19 protein-coding genes are annotated in these 18,543 nt (G+C 55.3%); 9 read left to right on the forward strand and 10 right to left on the reverse strand.

Annotated features, from left to right (window positions below; genetic code table 11):
• Positions 1 to 3: 3 nt before the first annotated feature.
• From HB631_RS19955 to HB631_RS19990, 8 genes are all read left to right on the forward strand, one after another.
• The gene (locus tag HB631_RS19955) at positions 4 to 1,263 is read left to right on the forward strand and encodes a CoA transferase (protein ID WP_213992931.1); all 1,260 of its coding nucleotides are present in this window, start codon (positions 4 to 6) and stop codon (positions 1,261 to 1,263) included.
• Between the two features lie 2 nt (positions 1,264 to 1,265).
• Complete coding sequence (locus HB631_RS19960) at positions 1,266 to 2,288, forward strand: 2-dehydro-3-deoxygalactonokinase (protein WP_213992932.1); 1,023 nt, start codon at positions 1,266 to 1,268, stop codon at positions 2,286 to 2,288.
• Complete coding sequence (locus tag HB631_RS19965; protein ID WP_213992933.1) at positions 2,285 to 2,932, forward strand: bifunctional 4-hydroxy-2-oxoglutarate aldolase/2-dehydro-3-deoxy-phosphogluconate aldolase; 648 nt, start codon at positions 2,285 to 2,287, stop codon at positions 2,930 to 2,932. Before HB631_RS19960 ends, HB631_RS19965 begins: the two co-directional genes overlap by 4 nt.
• 63 nt (positions 2,933 to 2,995) lie before the next feature.
• The gene (locus HB631_RS19970) at positions 2,996 to 4,207 is read left to right on the forward strand and encodes a CaiB/BaiF CoA-transferase family protein (RefSeq protein WP_213992934.1); all 1,212 of its coding nucleotides are present in this window, start codon (positions 2,996 to 2,998) and stop codon (positions 4,205 to 4,207) included.
• On the forward strand, positions 4,204 to 4,950 hold the full coding sequence (locus HB631_RS19975; protein ID WP_213992935.1) for an enoyl-CoA hydratase/isomerase family protein: 747 nt from the start codon (positions 4,204 to 4,206) through the stop codon (positions 4,948 to 4,950). The genes HB631_RS19970 and HB631_RS19975 overlap by 4 nt, the downstream gene beginning before the upstream one ends.
• Positions 4,951 to 5,014: 64 nt before the next feature.
• The gene (locus tag HB631_RS19980) at positions 5,015 to 5,923 is read left to right on the forward strand and encodes an amidohydrolase family protein (RefSeq protein ID WP_213992936.1); all 909 of its coding nucleotides are present in this window, start codon (positions 5,015 to 5,017) and stop codon (positions 5,921 to 5,923) included.
• A 100-nt stretch (positions 5,924 to 6,023) separates the two neighbouring features.
• Positions 6,024 to 6,254, forward strand: a complete 231-nt coding sequence (locus tag HB631_RS19985; protein WP_213992937.1) for a hypothetical protein — start codon at positions 6,024 to 6,026, stop codon at positions 6,252 to 6,254.
• Between the two features lie 21 nt (positions 6,255 to 6,275).
• Entirely contained in the window at positions 6,276 to 7,604 is a 1,329-nt protein-coding gene (locus HB631_RS19990; protein ID WP_213992938.1) for an MFS transporter, read from the forward strand.
• 138 nt (positions 7,605 to 7,742) lie between these two features.
• Here HB631_RS19990 and HB631_RS19995 read toward each other — a convergent pair whose 3' ends face one another.
• The 9 genes from HB631_RS19995 to HB631_RS20035 all read right to left on the reverse strand — a co-directional run bounded on the left by HB631_RS19995 (position 7,743) and on the right by HB631_RS20035 (position 16,135).
• Positions 7,743 to 8,615 (reverse strand): IclR family transcriptional regulator, encoded by an 873-nt coding sequence (locus HB631_RS19995; RefSeq protein ID WP_213992939.1) that lies wholly within the window; start codon positions 8,613 to 8,615, stop codon positions 7,743 to 7,745.
• Between the two features lie 123 nt (positions 8,616 to 8,738).
• Complete coding sequence (locus HB631_RS20000; protein WP_213992940.1) at positions 8,739 to 9,911, reverse strand: MFS transporter; 1,173 nt, start codon at positions 9,909 to 9,911, stop codon at positions 8,739 to 8,741.
• Positions 9,912 to 10,243: 332 nt separating this feature from the next.
• Complete coding sequence (locus HB631_RS20005; protein ID WP_213992941.1) at positions 10,244 to 11,053, reverse strand: aspartate dehydrogenase; 810 nt, start codon at positions 11,051 to 11,053, stop codon at positions 10,244 to 10,246.
• Between the two features lie 22 nt (positions 11,054 to 11,075).
• Positions 11,076 to 11,849 carry an amino acid ABC transporter ATP-binding protein gene (locus HB631_RS20010; RefSeq protein ID WP_218627066.1) on the reverse strand — a complete coding sequence of 258 codons (774 nt, stop codon included), beginning with the start codon at positions 11,847 to 11,849 and terminating at the stop codon, positions 11,076 to 11,078.
• Between the two features lie 31 nt (positions 11,850 to 11,880).
• Complete coding sequence (locus HB631_RS20015) at positions 11,881 to 12,540, reverse strand: ABC transporter permease subunit (RefSeq protein WP_213992942.1); 660 nt, start codon at positions 12,538 to 12,540, stop codon at positions 11,881 to 11,883.
• Complete coding sequence (locus tag HB631_RS20020) at positions 12,537 to 13,217, reverse strand: amino acid ABC transporter permease (protein ID WP_213992943.1); 681 nt, start codon at positions 13,215 to 13,217, stop codon at positions 12,537 to 12,539. The genes HB631_RS20015 and HB631_RS20020 overlap by 4 nt, the downstream gene beginning before the upstream one ends.
• A gap of 15 nt (positions 13,218 to 13,232) precedes the next feature.
• The gene (locus HB631_RS20025) at positions 13,233 to 14,372 is read right to left on the reverse strand and encodes an aminotransferase class V-fold PLP-dependent enzyme (RefSeq protein WP_213992944.1); all 1,140 of its coding nucleotides are present in this window, start codon (positions 14,370 to 14,372) and stop codon (positions 13,233 to 13,235) included.
• Positions 14,373 to 14,423: 51 nt separating this feature from the next.
• Complete coding sequence (locus tag HB631_RS20030) at positions 14,424 to 15,263, reverse strand: transporter substrate-binding domain-containing protein (protein ID WP_213992945.1); 840 nt, start codon at positions 15,261 to 15,263, stop codon at positions 14,424 to 14,426.
• A gap of 446 nt (positions 15,264 to 15,709) precedes the next feature.
• Complete coding sequence (locus tag HB631_RS20035; protein WP_213992946.1) at positions 15,710 to 16,135, reverse strand: VOC family protein; 426 nt, start codon at positions 16,133 to 16,135, stop codon at positions 15,710 to 15,712.
• A 127-nt stretch (positions 16,136 to 16,262) separates the two neighbouring features.
• Between HB631_RS20035 and HB631_RS20040 the strand changes: the two genes are divergently transcribed.
• Positions 16,263 to 17,159, forward strand: coding sequence for a LysR family transcriptional regulator (locus HB631_RS20040; protein ID WP_213992947.1), 897 nt, complete (start codon positions 16,263 to 16,265; stop codon positions 17,157 to 17,159).
• 67 nt (positions 17,160 to 17,226) lie between these two features.
• Here HB631_RS20040 and HB631_RS20045 read toward each other — a convergent pair whose 3' ends face one another.
• Complete coding sequence (locus tag HB631_RS20045; protein ID WP_213992948.1) at positions 17,227 to 18,543, reverse strand: MFS transporter; 1,317 nt, start codon at positions 18,541 to 18,543, stop codon at positions 17,227 to 17,229.

Here is an 18,543-nt window from a genome sequence, read left to right on the forward strand (position 1 = left end):
ACCATGGGAAAAAAAGGTCTGCCTCTGGAGGGGATTACCATCCTGGACCTGACGATAGCTCTGTCAGGTCCGCTGTGCACGCAGCGGCTGGGTGAAATGGGCGCTGAGGTGATCAAAATCGAAGCGCCGGACGGGGGAGATTTTTCCCGCTATAACATTGTCGGCGATTGCCGCGCCTTCGGCGATTCCACGGCGTTTGTGATGATGAATCGCAACAAAGAATCAGTGGCCGTCGACCTCAAGTCCGCCGCGGGCCGGGAAGTTTTTTATTCACTGGTCAAAAACGCCGATGCGGTGGTGGTGAATTTCCGGCCCGGCGTGACCCGGCGTTTGGCCATCGATTATCCGACGCTGAAAGCTTTCAATCCCCGCTTGGTCTACGTCTCCATTACCGGCTACGGCGAAAGCGGCCCGCTGGCGGCGAGGCCGGGGCAAGACCTGCTTCTGCAAAGCTTCAGCGGACTGACGTTTAACGCGGGCCGCCGCAATGGACATCCGGTGGCCTGCCCGCCGTTTATCGCCGATGTGATTGCCTCGCACTCGGCCACAGAAGCAGTGCTGGCGGGGTTGTTTAACGCGGCGCGCACCGGCCGAGGGCAGGAAGCCACTTTATCCATGCTTGGCGGCATCATGGAAATGCAACTGCAGGAAATCAGCACCTTTTTGGCCCACGATCATCCGCCTGAGCGAGTGGATTACCCGTCCGCCACCGTTTGGATGCCGCCGCCCTATGGCATTCACGCCACCGCCGAGGGGTATTTGGCGCTGGCGCAGTGCGACCTGGCGCTGCTGGGCGGGCTGCTTGACTCCGGCGAACTGACGGCGCTGGCGGCGGAAGTGCCCGGCAGCGAGCATCCGGCTGAATATGCCGAGTGGAAAGACCGGGTTTACCGGCTGTTGGGGCAGCTGTTTGCCGGTAAAAGCGCCTCGGAATGGGATAACTACCTTAACGAACACGGCATCTGGTGCATGAAGGTGTTGAATTATGCGCAGTTCCTGGCCCACCCCCAAACCCAACCTTACCTGACGCAAGTGGATCATGAGGTCTACGGCAGTTATACCACGGTCAAACCGGTGATTGATTTTATCGGCGCGGAACCCGCCGAACTGACCGGCGCCCCGGCTTACGCCGCCGATACCTGCCGGGTGCTCGAGTCCCGGGGATTCACCCGGCGGCAACTGGAGGAATTACTGGCGTCGGGGGCGATATTTCAACGGGCCGCTTCGCCGGTTCATGGAAAAGCGGCCGGGGGTGACGAATAACCATGTATGTCATAACCATTGATACCGGCACCACCAATACCCGCGTTTGCCTGTGGAACGCATCGGGCTGCCTGGCGCAGGCTTCGGCGCCGGTAGGCGTGCGCGACACGGTGCTGACCGGCGATAACCTTGCGTTAAAGGCCGGGATTTCCCGGCTCTGCGATAGGGTGGTTGACGAGGGTTGTCTGGCACCTGACGAGGAGCCGGTGGTGATTGCCGCCGGCATGATCACCTCCGCCCTGGGGCTGGTGGAACTGCCGCACCTGACCGCGCCGGTAGGGCTTGGCCAATTGGCGCAGGGCATGGTCAACCGGCGTATTGACGGGTTTCTGAACCGTCCGGTGTGGTTTATCCCCGGCGTGAAAAACGCGGTGCCGGAGGTGACGCTCGAGAATATCGAATCCATGGACATGATGCGCGGCGAGGAAACTGAAACCTTCGGCCTGCTGCGAGAAGGCTCGACGGGAGCGTCGCTGGTCCTGCTGCCCGGGTCCCATGCCAAAATGGTCAGCATCAGCGGGGAGGGTCTCATTACCGGCTGCATCACGACGCTTTCCGGCGAGCTGTTGGATGTGATCAGCAAAAATACCCTTATCGCCGACGCGCTGGAAAGCGGCTTTTGCGATGACATCGATGAGACGATGCTGCTGCGCGGCGCGGCGATGAGCCGGCGGGTCGGACTGTCCCGGGTCTGCTTTACCATCCGCATCATGGATATGTTCTCGGATCTCAGCCGCAACCAGCGCGCCAATATTTTGCTTGGGGCGGTACTGGACGCCGATGTTCAGGCGATAAAAAACAGCGCGGCGCTGGGTATGAGGGGCGATACCCGGATCATTATCTATGGCAAAGCGGTGCTGCGCCGCGGACTGGCGCTGCTTTTGCGTCACGATCCCTATTTTACCGGCGAGTTGTCGACCCCCGAGAGCATCCCGACGTCGCTGTCGGGTCTCGGTGCCCTGGCCCTGGCTCGCCGGCGCGGAATAGTGCCTTCCACTTTTTATGTCAATGAGAACCCGTCATGAAAAAATTCGAGGTGATTAACGCCATTCGCGACACCGGCATTATCGCCATAATGCGCGGCGTGCCTCACGACTGCCTGCTGCCCTTGGCCGATGCGCTCTACCAGGGAGGTATCCGGGTCATTGAGGTGACCGCCAACAGTCTCGATCACCTGTCCGGTATCCGGGCGTTAAACGCGCATTTCGGCAGCCGGATGCAGATAGGCGCCGGCACCATACTTAATCCGGTGATGGCGCAGCTGGCTATCGATGCCGGCGCGGATTTCATCCTGGCGCCGGATTTCAATCCGGCGGTGGTCACGCTGGTACACGAGCATCAGCGATTGATGATCCCAGGCATCGCCACCCCCAGCGAAGCGATGCAGGCCCATCGGCTGGGGGTGGATTTACTCAAGCTGTTTCCCGCCGGCGCGCTGGGTATCGCTTATCTTAAAGACCTGCTCGGGCCGCTCAATCACGCCGCCATCATTCCGGTGGGCGGAATAAATCAAGGCAATGTTCAGGCATTTTCCCGCGCCGGAGCGTTCGCCGTCGGCGTCGGCGGTGAGCTGACCCGGCGCAAAGTGGTTGAACAGGAAGACTGGACGGCTCTTAGCGCGCTGGCGGCGCGGTTTATCCAGGAATTCGCGGCGGGAAAGCAATCCTGACTCATTATTTCATCCGGGATGCGCTGGAGCGGCGCCGCCCGGACATTATCTACGGAGAGCAGTATGTTTATACCCAATAATCAGCCGGGTCCCCTGGCGGGCCTGAAAGTGATCGATTTAACCATTGCCATGGCCGGACCGCTGGCGACGTCACGGATGGGTGATTTAGGCGCCGATGTGATCAAGGTAGAGTCTCCAAGCGGCGACTTTTCCCGTCTCTGGCCGCTGGCCGGTTACTTTCACGGCGGGGAATCCAGCGCGTTCCTGACGTTGAACCGCAGCAAACGCGCCATTGTTATCGACCTGAAGCAGCCGCAGGGGCTGGAATTGCTTTACCGGCTGGTGGCCGATGCGGACATCCTGGTGCAAAATTTTCGCCCCAAGGTGGCCAAACGCCTGTCCATCGACTTTGACACCCTGAAGTCCGTCAATCCCCGGCTGGTGTATATCTCCATTTCCGGCTACGGCGACCAGGGACCGATGGTGGACCGGCCGGGGCAGGATTTGCTGGTGCAGAGCTTTTCCGGCCTGGCCTTCAACGGCGGTGTGCGGGGTGAAAAACCGCAGCCGTCGCCGGTGTATCTGGTGGATACCTGCGCCTCCCATTTGGCGGTGGAGGCGGCGCTGGCCGGTTATATCGAACGGCTGCGTACCGGACTGGGCCAGCATATGAAAGTGTCGCTGCTCTCGGCGGTAATGGAAGTCCAAATCCAGGAAATTTCCACCTACATGACCAGCGGGCGGCAGGCTAAGCGCTCCGGGCGCCATTTTGTTTCCACCTGGATGGAGCCTCCTTACAACATTTACCAGACCGCCGATGGTTGGATTGCCATTGCCCAGGCCACCTTCCCGGCCATCGCCGAGGCGTTTTCAGTGCCCGAACTGGTGGAACTGGGGCAGTCCCGGCCGGATATCACCGACGAACAGCCTTACCTGGACTGGCGGGATCGGGTCTGCGATATTGTTTCCGCGCACTTTCTCACCCGCAAGACCGATGAGTGGCTTGAGCTCATGACCGCGCTGGGTATCTGGGTCGGACCGGTGATGGATTACGCCCAGGTGGCGGCACACCCGCAATACCAGTCGCTGTTTACCGACATCGAGCATCCGGTGGGCGGTACCTACCGCACCCTGGCGCCGTCCATCGTTTGCCAAAACGGTCCCGCCATCCGCCCGGCGCCGCGCCTGGGAGAGCATACCGTCGAGGTCATGGCTGAACTGGGGCTTGGGGATCAAGACATTGAACGGTTAATGCAGCAAGGAGTAATTCGATGATTCGTTTTGAAAAGCAGGGGCACGTGGGGGAAATTATTCTGGACCGGCCGGCCAAATTAAATACCCTGACGCCGGAGATGTTCAGCCAGCTGCGCGATATCTGCCAACGGGCCAATGAAGACGAGGAGGTGCACGCCGTTTTGCTTTACGGCGCCGGGGAGCGCGCCTTTTGCGCCGGAACCGATATCAACACCTTGAAAAATTATGATTCTTTTTGGGCCTGGCGCAATCGGGTGGATTATGTCACCCAAATCCGTAATCTGCGTAAGCCGGTGGTTTGCGTGGCCCACGGCTGGACGCTGGGGGGCGGGCTGGAGCTGGCCGCCGCCGCGGATATTCGCATCGCGGCCGATAATGCGGTGTTCGGGGCGCCGGAAGTGACGCTGGGCTGGATAGGCGCCGGCGGCACGTCGCAGTTTTTACCCAAGCTTATCGGTTACGGCCAGGCGATGAAGCTGTTGGTGACCGGCGAGCGCATCGACGCCGCCGAAGCGCTGCGCATCGGCCTGGTGGAGGAGGTAATGCCGGTGGCCGATGCGCTACAGCGGGGACGCGCCTTGGCGCAAAATATCGCCGCTCTGCCGCCGGTGGCCACTGAATCGGTTAAAGCGGCCGTTCGCGCATCCCTTAACGGTAATTTGCAAAGCGGCCTACAGTTGGAAAACGAATTGATGACCCTGTGTTTTGCCATGGGTCAGAATAAAGACGGCGCGGATAAATTCAACCAGCGCAAGGAACAATAGCTTTGCCCTGGACGGGATACGCCGGACCGGCGGTATCCCCGGGCTTTCATGGGGAGAATGCGTTATGGACTATCCTATCGCCGATGCGCACCACCATTACTGGGACCTCGGCCGCGGCGGGTATCAATGGCTGAAAGACCATATCCGCCATATGAACGGTGAGCCGGTTGAGTCCGATATGGCGCCAATTCTTGGCCAGATGGATAATTTAGTCCGAAATTTTCTGCCGCCGGATTTGATTCGGGAAGGGCAAACCCTGCCCGCCGGCTATACCCTGGCAAAATCAGTCTGCATCGAAACCCAGGGCGATACCGTCACGCCCTGGCTGGAAACCTTATGGCTGCAAGCCCTATCCGACCGGTACGGACTCGCCGACGGTATAATCGGTTATGCCGATCTGTTAGACGATAATTTGTCCGAGGTGCTGCAAAAACACCGGGCGGCGGCCAATTTTCGCGGTATTCGTCTGTTTTGTCTGCGTGATGATTCCGCGCTATATAATGAAAAGATCGATACCGGTATCGATTTATTAACACAGCAAGAGTGGGTACTTGACGTCGATCTGGACTGGACTCAGGCCCCGGTATTTCAGGAGCTGTTTATTCGCCATCCGCATCAGCTCTTCATCATCGGCCACGCGGGATTCCCAAAATACCGCAGCCCACGCTACTTTGATTATTGGCGCCGGGCCATGTCGCAAATCGCGGCCCATAATAACGTGGTGTGTAAAATATCGGGCTTGGGCATGAGCGATCACTGCTGGAGCCTGGATTCCATACGTCCCTATATTCAACATTGCCTGGAAGTCTTCGGCGTGGAACGCTGTATGTTTGCCTCGAACTGGCCGGTGGATAGCCTTTATTCCAGCTACCATGATCTCTGGCAGGCATATGGCACGCTCACGGAAAATTTGTCCTGCGACGAGCGGCACAGGCTGTTTTATCGTAATTGCGAAAAATACTATCGTATCTGAAACGCGATTTAACCAGGAGACAACGCTGTTATTACCGGCGGGTATACCGTACCCGGCGTCCGAACGCCTATATCCTACTGAATTCTATTATAAGAGAGATATGATGAATGAATTAATCCCATTACATTATCGCACCACGCTGATCATTATTCGCCGCGAAATAGCATTACTGTTTTTTTGCGGAATGGCCATCAGCCTTTTTTTTGCCTTTTGCACCTCGGCTCTGTTGCCGCTGCCATTTATTAGCCGCTTTGGTTTTATGGCAACAGGTATAACATTTATAAATGCGTTGGCCTATTTTATTAAGGTTTATCGTTATAAAACTCGATAGAACATTCCCGGAGACAATATCATGATATTAACCGTTCCCAAGGGCGCGCGCGCCAGCTGGATTATTCTTTTTTTAACCTGGCTGCTGTGGCTGATGAATGCCAATGACCGCGAAATCATGTTTCGGGTACAGCCGGCCATCGTAAATGAATTCAAGCTGAGCGGCACCGAGTGGGGTTATATTATCAGTCTTTTTTTTACCGCCTATGCTTTGATAGCGCTGCCTGCGGGCATCTTTGCCGATAAGCTCGGCCGCGGATGGCGCAGAAAGAAAAGCCAGGTGTGGTATATGATTATTTTTACCACCCTGTCTATCCTGGTGGGCATTAAGGCCACCTGTCTGCACCTGTGGCAATTCATGTTATGGCGCGTATTGGGCATGGGTGCGGCCGGCGGCGCCGAAGTGACCAATATCGCCCAGTGCGCGGAATATTGGCCGAAAGAACACCGGGGATTTGCCCTTGGATTGCACCATACCGGCTATCCGGTGGGCGCGCTGCTGGGCGGCTTGGCCACCAGTTGGATTCTTTCTGCCTTCGGCAGTGAAAATTGGCGCCTGGTGTTTCTGTTTACGCCGCTTATCGGTTATCTGCTGGCGTTATTGCTATGGGTAAGCGCCACGCCGCAAAGCTATCAGCAGGTGAACGATTATGCCCGTGCACACGAACTGACGCCGCCGGATGACGAAGCAGAGCCGGCACTGGCGTTTAAAGATCAGTTAATCGAGACCCGCCGGGTGTTGAAGGATAGGAATATCCGCCTGACGGTAATCGGCGCGGCGCTGATAAATTTCGCGCAAACCGTCGGCTTGTGGTTTCTGGCGCCCTACATCGTCTTTACCATGCACCAGCAGGATACCGCCGGCGCCATTATCGGCGTGGTACCTTATATCACCGGCTGGTTCGGCCAGTTATTTTTCGGTTATATCTCCGATCATTTCGGTCGACGCAATACGCTGATTTTTCTTTCCCTTTGGTATGCCGTCAGCATTGCCGCCCTGGTATTTATCACCGGCATCAGTATGCTGTGGGCGGTACTGCTGCTGTGGGGGCTGGGATTAAACGCTGTGTTCCCGGTCTATTACGCCATGGTGGCGGATCACGCGCCGAAAGCCTCCGGATCTGCCATGGGATTATTGCTGATGCTGACTTTTCTCGGTACGCTGCCGGCCTCGCCGCTGGCCGGCTGGCTTATCGACCATTTCGGCGGTTGGGATCATCCCCAGGGTTACCTGATAGGGTTTGCCGTCGGTTCCGGCGCCGCGATTTTGGCGGCGGTGCTGCAATGCTTTACCCACGATGGCGCGCCACGCCAGCTGCTGCCGGCCGGCACCGCTGAAGATCCAAGATAAAACCGTGTCAGCCGGTATAATGGCCTCGCCGTATGCCACCGCTGTCCATCGTGCCGGCGGACGGCGGTGGGGCCATTGACTGATGCCCCTATTACACATTTCCTGCGCAATCCGCTCTTATAGGCAACACGGCTGTGATTACCTGCGTGGTTGGCGGGTATCCGGTTCGGCGCGGCGAACAAAACGCCGGGAGAGCAGGGCGGCGCTGTCGCACAGCGTCCGCCGCAGCTGTTGAAGCCGGACGGTATCGGCCTCGTCGGTTGGCAGGATACAGCCCAGGGCGCCCAGCACTTCGCCGGATTCTCCCCGCAGCGCGCAGGCGATGCCGGATATGCCCGGCTTATACTCCTCATCTTCCAACGCAAAACCATGGCGGCGAATCTGCCGCAGGCTTTCAAGAAGCGTAGTCAGTGAATCAATGGTTTTGCCGGTAAAGAGCGTAAGCCCCCGGTCGGCAACCACTCGGGCAATCTGCGGTTCGGGCAGCCAGGCCAGCATCGCTTTTCCCACCGCGGTGGCATGGGCGGCGGCGCTGATATCGCCTATCGCTATCCCGCGTTCGTTATCCTTCGGCTCCTGGCGCGTCATAATGGTCAGGTTGGAGCCGGAAAACGCCGCCAATAATACCGTTTCGTCCATCGCATGACTTAACCGCCGCAGTTCCGGCAGCGACTCGGTTACCAAATCAAAGGAACCACTGTTGCCCTGCGCCAGCTCCAGCAGCCGGCTCCCTAATTGATAGGTCCGGTTATCATCTTGACGGTGCACATAACCCCGGTAAACCAGGGTATTAAGCAAATGATGGCAGGTGGAACTGTTCAGGCCGCATCCTACGGCAATCTCTTGCAGCCGCAATGGGCCGGGGCGGTTGGCAAGGATTTCCAGAATATCCAGCGCGCGGCTTAGCGATTGAATCAGCGTTTTGTCATTAACCGGCGCCGCCGGCTTGACAGGGGATAACGTCGGACTGAGGGTATCCGCCGGCACAATGTCTCGGGGGGAATCCGTCATAGGGCTGACATCCTCCGGCTCCAGTCGGCGAGGGGGGGTCTTATAAGGCCGTGCACTGGGGTCGGTGGGTCTGGTCACGATAAATCCTTATTGCGGAAAACGAAGCGCCGTCACGAGGAAAAGTCAGCCGGCGCCGGCCAGTTGACGATCGATACGCAGCAGACGGGATTGTATCACTAATGCCAGGGCGCAAAAGAGTGCGCCTGCAACACAAATCCCATACCAGTGGCCCTGTTGCCATACCACTCCTCCCACTAGCGTGCCCAGCGCACCGCCGAGAAAACGCGTGACCATGTACAGCGTATTCAGCCTGCTCACGGCTTTCATATCCAGCTGATAGTTGCGATTCATACTGATAACGTGGCTGACCTGCATACCCAAATCCATCATGATCACCCCGGGTATCAGCGCGAATGCATTGCCGAAACTCAATGCAAACGACACGAACGACAGCAGCATCAACACTCCGCCGATCAATAACAGCAGGGTCGGTCTAATGCGCGTGGACAAACGACCGGCCGCCGGCGCGGCCATGACTCCCGCAGCGCCCACCAGAGCGAACAATCCGGCGTCTCTGGCGGTATAGCCCCGATGCAGGCTATCCAGATAAAACGCCAGCGTGGTCCAGAAGATACTGAACGCGCCGAACTGCAACGCGGCCGCCAGGGAGGTGATGCGTAATACCGGATGACGCCTGACCAGCCCGGCCAGGCTGACCAGCAGCGAAATATAGTTACCGTTAAAGGTCGGCTTGGCGGCGGGCAGCAGCGCCCGCAGCGCGAACAGCAAAAGAATCATGATGACCGCCGCCATATAATAGACCGCCTGCCAGCCCAGCCATGTGCCGATCTGGCCCGAGACAAAGCGCGACAGCAAGATACCCAGCAGCAACCCGGCCATCACCAGTCCCACCGCTTCCCCCGCCTTTTCCGGGCCGGCCAGTTTAGCCGCGAACGGCGGCAGGATTTGCGGCACGATGCTGGTGAAGCCGATTAGAAAAGCAAAAACCAACAGCAGCCGGAAATCCGTCGCGCGGGCAAACAGCAGCAGCATCATGCACGCCAACGCCAGCATGATAGTCACCAGTCGGCGGCGTTCGATTTTGTCCCCCAGGGGCAAAAGCAAAAACATCCCCAGCGCATAGCCGAATTGGGTCAGGGCCGCCACCGCGCTGGCGCTTTGCTGCGTGACATGGAAACTCTTCGCCAGGGTGGCCAGCAGAGGCTGATTGTAATAGTTATTGGCCACCACCAGCCCGGCGGTTAACGCCATCACCCAGAGAGTAAAACGCTGCATAACAACCGCTCCTGATGAATGGATTGTCGTTCCCCGCCACCCTCCCCGGGAAATAGCGCGCGGGGGGTAAGAATGGCGGGATCCAGGCGCCACGGGAAAATTATTTCATATTATGAAATAACAAAGATGAATATATTAAAACCGGTTTGCCCTGATAAAAAACCTTATCATGGCTATACACCGAAAACAACGCATAATTAATCCTATGCTCACAGCCGTAGCCATTTATTGAACGCGACGCCAGACGTAATTATTTCATAATATGAAATATACCTTGCCAGCAAAAAGCAGTCATTAATCCGTTAAGGTGGATAACCGTCAGGCCCGGGCGTTCAGGTACCGATGCGCACCGGAGCGTTCAACCGATCCAATACCGCCAGCACACTGTACAGCGTGAGAATACCGGTACGCGGATTATCGGCGGAAGGTACATTTTCAATATTGAGGGTAAAACGGGAGGCGGAAGAATCCACTGCCACCGTATGGGTATTGTATTGCAGCCCCGGTACCGCCCAGATTTCGTATTCGGTACGATCCGGTCCCATACCCGCCAGCGCCACGCTGGCCAATACGTTGGCATTGGCGGGGAACAGACGCGCCGCTTCCCTGGGGGAGCCCTTGAAAATCCGCGTCGGTTCGGTCATTGCATCCACATCGATGGCGTTATCCACCAGATAAGGGGCGCCGGCCAGCGACTTAGGCGGTTTACGGGTCACCATTTTTACCGAATACAACTCGCCCACCGCGGCGGCCGCCAGGGCATCCAAACCGGCGATGCCTCCCGAGGGCACAATGATTTTCCCGCCGTTTTCACGGGCAATATCCTGCAAACCGGGGAGGGCGAGTAATCCGGTGGAGCTGAGCACCACCACCGTTTTACCTAGACGCAGCGCCGGCGCGGCAATGGATTCCAGCAGGCTGGACGGCGCGCACTCGATGATAAGATCGCACAGCGGCGCCAGGCCCGCGATGTTGGTGAAAAGGGGTTCAGCGCTTTGCCACCTTACAGCGGGAGGGGATAAGGGATCCCTGACGGCGATGGCCGCCAGCGTATAACCCGCCTTGCCCTGATCCAGCGCTTTCGCCACGCCCCGACCTAGGGAGCCGAAACCCGCGATGCCGACACGTAATGTTTTTTGCATGATCAATCCGGTTTATTCGTTATTAATGAATGATTTTACTGAGAAAATCTTTTGCCCGTTCTGTCCGGGGATGCTGGAAAAACTCCTCGGGAGCGGCTTGTTCCAGGATCCGGCCTTGATCCATAAAGACCACCCGGTCGGCCACTTCCCGGGCGAAACCCATTTCGTGCGTTACGCATAACATGGTCATTCCTTCCCGGGCCAGCTGGATCATGGTTTCCAGCACTTCATTGACCATTTCGGGATCCAGCGCCGACGTCGGTTCATCAAACAACATCACTTTGGGCTGCATACACAGCGCCCGGGCGATGGCCACCCGCTGCTGCTGGCCGCCGGAAAGTTCTCCGGGGTATTTTTTCGCCTGATCGGCAATGCGCACCTTCGTCAAATACTCCATGGCCACCTGCTCCGCTTCCTGCTTGCTTTTCCCCCGGGCGTTGATGGGCGCCAGGGTGCAATTTTCCAGAATGGTCAAATGGGGAAATAAATTGAAATGCTGAAACACCATGCCGACATCGCGACGTATGGAGATGATATCCTGCGTCTGGTCCGTCAAGGTTTTACCGTTCACCACGATAAGACCCGAGTCATGCTTTTCAATATGATTAATGCAGCGAATCATTGTCGACTTGCCGGAGCCGGAAGGCCCGCAAATAATGATTCTTTCCCCTTTTTTCACCGCCAGATCGATTTCCGACAGGGCGATGAATTGGCCGAAATTTTTATATACCGCTTCAAGCAATACAATGGAAGAGGCGCGGTCCAACCCGTGTTTTTCACCATTTCCCCGATTCATTGACTCTTTTTCCTGTAGGTTCGCGGCGATGTCAGCCAGAGCGCCATTTTTTGATAAATACGAATTCAAGCCGTGACAGCAGGAAACACAAAATGAAATAAAACAGTGCCACCAGGATAATAATATCCGGCCCCGGCTGCCCGACCCTCGATTCCCGGATGGCAAGCCCGGTGCCCAACAGATCGAGAAAACCGATGGTAGAGGTCAGCGCCGATTCCTTGATAACGGTAATGGCCACATTGACCATGGCCGGCGCCATTGTCCTTAACGCCTGCGGAAAAATGATTTTCGAAAATATTTTATAATGGCCGAGCCCCAGCGCCATGCCGGCCTCAATCTGTCCTTTGGATAATGATTTCACCCCGCCGTAAACCACTTGTGCTATATAAGCCGCACAGTTAATACTGAGAGCGGCGATGGCAGCGGTATAGGGAGGCATATCCAAACCGGTGGTGAGCGGCAGTCCGTAAAAAAAGAAAAACAGCAGAATCAGGAACGGCACCGATCTCACCAATTCCACATAGGCTATGATCCATGCCCGGATAAATTTATTTCCGAAGGCGCGCAGGGATCCCAACAAGGTCCCCAACAGCCCTCCCAGGACCAACGATAAACCACATAATTTCAACGTCACCCAGCCGCCGAGCAGGAGAATATTCAGGTATTGGACTGGCACGGTAAAATACATCATCGCATCACGATCTCCTTAACCAGGCGCTTACCCAACAACCGCCAGATAAGGTTTATCAGCTGCACGCAAATAATGTAAAAAAGCGCCGCGACTAAAAAAACTTCAAAATAGCGAAAAACCACCGAACCGATGGATTGAGTACGGTAGGTCAGCTCCGCCACGCCGATAATCGACGCCTGCGCCGAGCCGAGCACCACCATCACCACCTGGTTGCCTAATGAGGGAAACACCACCCTGAGTAACTGCGGCAAAATGACTTTGCTGAACGTTTTAGACCGCGACAGGCTCAAAGCCTGGGCGGCTTCATATTGCCCGGCGGGAATGGCGCTGAGGCCGCCGCGACATATTTCGATCACGAACGCGGTGCTGTTAAGCGTCAAGCCCAATACCCCAGCCTGCCAGCCAGTCAGCGGAACGCCGTTAGCCGGCAGAACAAAGAACAGCAGATAAAGCACCACGATGATGGGGATATTGCGGAAAATTTCCACGTAAGCGGCCGTCAGCCCGCGTAAAAGGCGGTTCGGCGAGCGGCGCAGCAGGGAGCCCCCCAGGCCAAGGGGGAAACTCAGCAGCAGGGATAACACGCTGATCCACAACGTCAATAACGCCCCTTGACCCAACTGCGGCATATAGGGCAACAATACTGAGAAATCGGTCTGATATTCACCAATGTGCATGAGGCCGGCTTCCGATTAAGAGTTTACGCAAAGTTCTTTTATGCGCGGCAGGACCTCAATGAGATGGGCAACATCTGCCAGGGTGTTATAACCGTGGAAACTGAACCTTACCCGCCCGCGACCGCCCCAGGCGAAAATCTTTTCCTCGCGCAACAGCGCCACCACCTCGGCGTTATGGGGAGTATCGATGCATACGCTGGCGCCATGGCGATGAGGTTCGGCCGGGGTGGATGTGGAAATAGAATGGTCGACCAGCGCCGCCAACAAGGGTACCGTCAGTTGGCGGATATGCGCCTCCACCCGATGCATATCGAATGCCGATAAATAGTCAAGTGCCGACGACAGGACATACAGGGAAATATGGGAAGGATTGCCGCGGGTGAAGCACAGCGCGTCCTGATGCAGCGTTAATTCACCGAGATAATCCGGCCGCTTGGTGCCGATGGAAATGGAATGCCAGCCGGCGCTGAGGGGACGCCAATCCGGCCGGCGCCGGCTGTTCCAGTAGGCGATAGCGGTGCCGGTGACCCCCAGCAGCCATTTATAACAGGCGGAAAAGGCAAAATCGGCAATGTCGGCGTTAATAGGCAGGTAACCGGCCGCCTGGGTATAATCCACCACCAGCATCGCCCCCACCGCGTCCGCCAGTTCCCGAAGCTTCATTAAATCCGCCCGCTCGCCGTTAAGATAAGAAATATAACTCACCGCGATAAGCCGGGTACGGTTGTCGATATGCCTGGCCATTTCCTGGGGGACGATGCTCTGCGCCAGCCGCAGCTCCATCTTTTGCTTTTGCAGTGACAGTGTACTGACCAGGGAAGGATATTCATTGGCGTAGACGCAGACATTATCCCCCGGTCGCCAGTGGATGCTTTCAATAAGCATCGACATCCCCTCCGCCACATTGCTGACAAAACCAATATCCCGCGGCTGGACCTGCCAGGAGGCGGCTATTTGCCGACGCACAAGCTGGAGCTTTTCTTCCTGCGCTGTCCTACCCGGCATACCGTTCGCTTTATCGGAGAAATAGGTCGCTACCGCCGTTTGGTGGCGGTGCAGCACTGCGGTTTCACCGCCGGCGCAAATATGGGTAACGCCTTCGGGTAAATTAAAGTCAACCGGGTTGAAGAGTGGAAAATCCGCCTTACGTTCCATTTGTCTTTCCTCGTGAGCCTTTCAGGCCAAACCGATGTGTTATAAGTTCTTTTATTGTGCGGGAGCTTTAATAAAATCCGGAGGCTCAATGCCGAACCATTTTTTGGCCAACCGGTAATTGGTGCCGTCACTGTTTATCTTGTTGATAAAATCATTGAGCAATTTGACCCAAGCGTCGTCCCCTTTCGCTGCGCCGATGGCATCCTCTTCGGTAAGCAATAGCGGCGACAACGCCAGAAATTTATTACCGCTGTTCTTGGCAACCAATGCTATCAAGCCATTATTCGACGCAACCGCGCTGACCTGTTTACTGTCCAGCGCGCTGATCAAGTCCGCCTGGCCGGCGAATTCGGAAACCTTCGCTTTAGGCAATTGGGTGCCGATTTTCGCGGCGGTGGTGCTCCCCCGGGTCACGCCTATGGTGAGGCCATCGTTATCAAAACTTTTGACGTCCTTGTATGGGCTGTCGGCGCGGGTCAGCAATTGAACGCCGTCCATCATATAGGGCGTGGAAAAGGACACCACGGCCTGGCGTTCCGGCGTCGGCGTAAATACCGCGATGGTGATGTCGGCTTTGTGAGTTTGCAAGGATGCCACCCGTCCGGCAATATCCGTACGGATATATTGGACTTTTACGCCTAATTGCTTACCGAGCAATTCGGCGATATCAATATCGTATCCGGTAAAGCTCCCATCAGGATTTATCGATTCCCAAGGGGCATTGGCCGCTACGGTGGCGACTTTCAGCACACCGGTTTTTTTTATATTCGCCAGGGTATCGCCGTCGGCGCTTATGGCGGGCTGCGCAAAGATAATGGCACTGCTGATCAACCCCCAGAAAATCATCCTGAATGATTTTTTCTTACCGGCCACGACAGATATTTGCTGCATGCTCTTCTTACTCCGCTAGTAACGTTTGGTCATCTTCTGACGACGGCTGTACCGATTGAATCCCAGAAAGTCTCTGATAAAATCGAATACGTTATCAAAGGGAAAACTCCGCCAAGTAGAAAACCTATTTTTCCATTTCCTTGATATTCCACTGTTTCACGATGGCTTAATTCCCCCTATTAAAAATAAAGCAATATGCGAGCCAGTAATTCGATACACAAAAAATTTGCGCACGATGTCTTATTAATAGATTTTTTTGATGAATCAATGCCAAGAATTTCCTCGCCATCCCGATACGTCATAATATATTTCCAACTTCCTCCTCGGACATAAGCCATAAAAAGCCCCGAGATATTTTTCCGATATTTCTTTGAACCAGATTACGACATAATGCGTTGATGGGGCGTCATTCTGGTGCGTCCTGTCATCGAACCATATACCGTGGCTTATTTCGCAAACAGCTGTCCGATATCTTTAAAGGCTTTAAATTCGAGAGCATTTCCACAGGGATCCATTAAAAACATGGTGGCCTGTTCACCCACTTCTCCTTTAAAACGGATGCCCGGTTCAATCACAAAAGAAATATTGAAGGAAGTTAGCCGTTCGGCAAGGCGCTGCCACTGTTCCCATTCCAGGACAATGCCGAAATGGGGTACCGGTACATCGTGACCATCAACCGGATTGGTGTGGACATGCTGTTGCAGCGGGGTGATCGGATGTTCATGGATGACCAGCTGATGGCCGTAAAAATCAAAATCAACCCACTGCTCACTGGCGCGGCCCTCTTTGAGATCAAACACTTCACCATAAAACCGACGGGACGCGGGCAAATCATAAACCGGTATAGCCAAGTGAAAAGGGCTAAGCTTCATAAAAACCTCATATGTTAAATATTGCATTTAAATGTTGTAAAAACGTATCATTAACTATAATTTTTCTTATTAAAAGCGAATTTTTTTCGCGTAAAACATTAAAATTTTGAATGAATGGAGAAGCGGTATGCTGCGCGAATTAAAAACCTTTCTGGCTGTTTTCCAATACGGCACTTTTTCCGCAGCCGGCCAGTGCATCGGCTTGACCCAGTCCGCGGTAAGCGCCCAAATACGAATTTTGGAAAATGCCATAGGCATGCAGCTGTTCGACCGGTCCGGACGAACGGCGGTGCTCAATGCCACTGGCGCACGGATATTGCCCATGGCTGAAGAAATCGTGGCGATATTTGCCCGCATGTCACAGCCCGATAACGTCAGCGAATATCGCGGTCCCATCAAGATTGGCGCCATCGCCACCGCGCAAACCGGCGTATTGCCCAATGCGTTGCTCAGGCTGCACGTGGAGGCGCCGGCCATTGAACCAAAGCTAATACCCGGTGTTTCATTTAATCTGCTCAGAGAGGTGGAAGCGGGAAATATTGATCTTGCCCTGGTGATTAAACCCGATTTCCCCCTGACCAAAGAGCTGTATTGGGAAACGTTGAAGCGTGAGCCTTTTGTTCTGATTACCCCTTCGACCATCAAAGAGTCCGATCCTATTACGATAATGCGCAGCCAACCCTTTATCCGTTACGATCGCACCGCGTTTGGCGGACGACTGGTTTCACAGTTTTTGCGCGAACACCATATCGACCCCCCGCATACGCTTGAAATCGATGAAATTGATTCCATCGTTAAAATGGTCGAAGTGGGCCTGGGCGTGGCACTGGTGCCGCGGGCGGGTCTCTGGCTGGAGCGGGAGGTCAATCTGCGCATCATTTCCCTTGCCGAACAAACATTCCACCGTGAGCTTATTTTGATCATGCGTTATTCACAGCGCCAGTCATCGCTACATAAGTTATTTAGACGCTGCCTGTTGGCCGTAGTGCAGCAAGAGCTTTCGGACGATATGAATATCGTTTGATTTATGTAAGCCCGCCGACGCGGCCTACATAATCATTCACCCAGGTCGACGGTTTTCCTCGGTAAGGTTATTCTATCTTCAGGCGTTTTAGCGGCCCGACGATAAACAGGTAGGAGCAGGTGCCGAGAATACCCATCAACCCAACGTACAGGATGGCATAATCAAACGAGCCGGTGGCGGAAATAATGTAGCCAATTAGCAGCGGCGTCACGATACTGGCGATATTGCCGAAGAAGTTAAACAAGCCGCCGGCGATACCCAGCAGCTCCTTGGGCGAGGTATCGCTTAATATGCACCAGCCCAGGTTGCCGAAACCCTTGGAAAAAAACGCCACGCTCATCACACAGACCACAAAGAGATCCGAATGCACATAATTGGCGCCGACAATCACGCTTGAGAAAATCATGCCGGCCATCACCGGCGTTTTGCGGGCGAAGGTCATGCTTTTGCCTTTTCTCAGCAGGTAATCGGAAAATAAGCCTCCTAATATGCCGCCGATAAAACCGGCGATGGCGGGTATGGACGCCACCAGCCCGACTTTAATGATGGTCATCCCCCGGGCCTGATAAAGATAGGTTGGAAACCAGGTCAGGAAAAACCAGGTAATGGAGGTCAAGCAGAACTGGCCGATATAGACCCCGACCATCATCCGATTGCATACCAGTATTTTGACGTGCTCGAGATTAATCGCCGAGATATTACGGGCTGCCGTCAGGTCGGGAATACCGCCACCGTCGCGGATATAGTCGATCTCGGCGGAATTGACGCTTTTGTGCCGCAGCGGATCGTTTACATACCACAGCCAGGCAATGCCGATAAATATACCGATGCCGCCGATATAATAAAAAATAAAGTGCCAGCTCAGGGCCTGCAATATCCAGGTCATCAGCGGCGTGAAAATCGCCAGGGAAATATACTGTGCCGCGGAGTAAATGGCGGTGGCAAAGGCGCGTTCTTTATTGGGAAACCATTGTACCGTCAGGCGACTGTTGGCCGGAAATGCCGGCGCTTCCACCGACCCCATCAAAAACCGCAGAATAAACAGAACAATAAAAGGCGAGGCAAACAGATAGACATAGCCCTGCATCACGGTGATTACCGACCAGACCAGCAGGGTGACGCCATAGACCAGCCGGGCACCGAGCTTATCCAGGAACCAGCCGCCGGGGATCTGCATCAGCACATAAGCCCAGCCGAAGGCCGAAAAGGCCCATCCCATGGCGGAGGCGCTAAAGCCCAGTTCCTTGCTCATAAAGGGGGCGGCCACGGACAGGGTGGCCCGGTCCACATAATTGAATACGGTGGCCAAGAATATAAATCCCAAAACGATAAACCGAATATTGGATTTTTTTTCAACGATGTCTGCCTTTATTTCTGATGACAT

Source organism: Sodalis sp. dw_96 (genome assembly GCF_018449575.1).
In the GTDB taxonomy this organism is placed as follows: Bacteria; Pseudomonadota; Gammaproteobacteria; order Enterobacterales; family Enterobacteriaceae; genus Acerihabitans.

Bases quoted from the DNA above. Each gene is read 5' to 3' on its own strand.
- HB631_RS19955 (WP_213992931.1), top strand. From the start codon at position 4: ATGGGAAAAAAAGGTCTGCCTCTGGAGGGGATTACCATCCTGGACCTG.
- HB631_RS19960 (WP_213992932.1), top strand. From the start codon at position 1,266: ATGTATGTCATAACCATTGATACCGGCACCACCAATACCCGCGTTTGC.
- HB631_RS19965 (WP_213992933.1), top strand. From the start codon at position 2,285: ATGAAAAAATTCGAGGTGATTAACGCCATTCGCGACACCGGCATTATC.
- HB631_RS19970 (WP_213992934.1), top strand. From the start codon at position 2,996: ATGTTTATACCCAATAATCAGCCGGGTCCCCTGGCGGGCCTGAAAGTG.
- HB631_RS19975 (WP_213992935.1), top strand. From the start codon at position 4,204: ATGATTCGTTTTGAAAAGCAGGGGCACGTGGGGGAAATTATTCTGGAC.
- HB631_RS19980 (WP_213992936.1), top strand. From the start codon at position 5,015: ATGGACTATCCTATCGCCGATGCGCACCACCATTACTGGGACCTCGGC.
- HB631_RS19985 (WP_213992937.1), top strand. From the start codon at position 6,024: ATGATGAATGAATTAATCCCATTACATTATCGCACCACGCTGATCATT.
- HB631_RS19990 (WP_213992938.1), top strand. From the start codon at position 6,276: ATGATATTAACCGTTCCCAAGGGCGCGCGCGCCAGCTGGATTATTCTT.
- HB631_RS19995 (WP_213992939.1), bottom strand. From the start codon at position 8,615: ATGACGGATTCCCCCCGAGACATTGTGCCGGCGGATACCCTCAGTCCG.
- HB631_RS20000 (WP_213992940.1), bottom strand. From the start codon at position 9,911: ATGCAGCGTTTTACTCTCTGGGTGATGGCGTTAACCGCCGGGCTGGTG.
- HB631_RS20005 (WP_213992941.1), bottom strand. From the start codon at position 11,053: ATGCAAAAAACATTACGTGTCGGCATCGCGGGTTTCGGCTCCCTAGGT.
- HB631_RS20010 (WP_218627066.1), bottom strand. From the start codon at position 11,849: ATGAATCGGGGAAATGGTGAAAAACACGGGTTGGACCGCGCCTCTTCC.
- HB631_RS20015 (WP_213992942.1), bottom strand. From the start codon at position 12,540: ATGATGTATTTTACCGTGCCAGTCCAATACCTGAATATTCTCCTGCTC.
- HB631_RS20020 (WP_213992943.1), bottom strand. From the start codon at position 13,217: ATGCACATTGGTGAATATCAGACCGATTTCTCAGTATTGTTGCCCTAT.
- HB631_RS20025 (WP_213992944.1), bottom strand. From the start codon at position 14,372: ATGGAACGTAAGGCGGATTTTCCACTCTTCAACCCGGTTGACTTTAAT.
- HB631_RS20030 (WP_213992945.1), bottom strand. From the start codon at position 15,263: ATGCAGCAAATATCTGTCGTGGCCGGTAAGAAAAAATCATTCAGGATG.
- HB631_RS20035 (WP_213992946.1), bottom strand. From the start codon at position 16,135: ATGAAGCTTAGCCCTTTTCACTTGGCTATACCGGTTTATGATTTGCCC.
- HB631_RS20040 (WP_213992947.1), top strand. From the start codon at position 16,263: ATGCTGCGCGAATTAAAAACCTTTCTGGCTGTTTTCCAATACGGCACT.
- HB631_RS20045 (WP_213992948.1), bottom strand. From the start codon at position 18,543: ATGTCATCAGAAATAAAGGCAGACATCGTTGAAAAAAAATCCAATATT.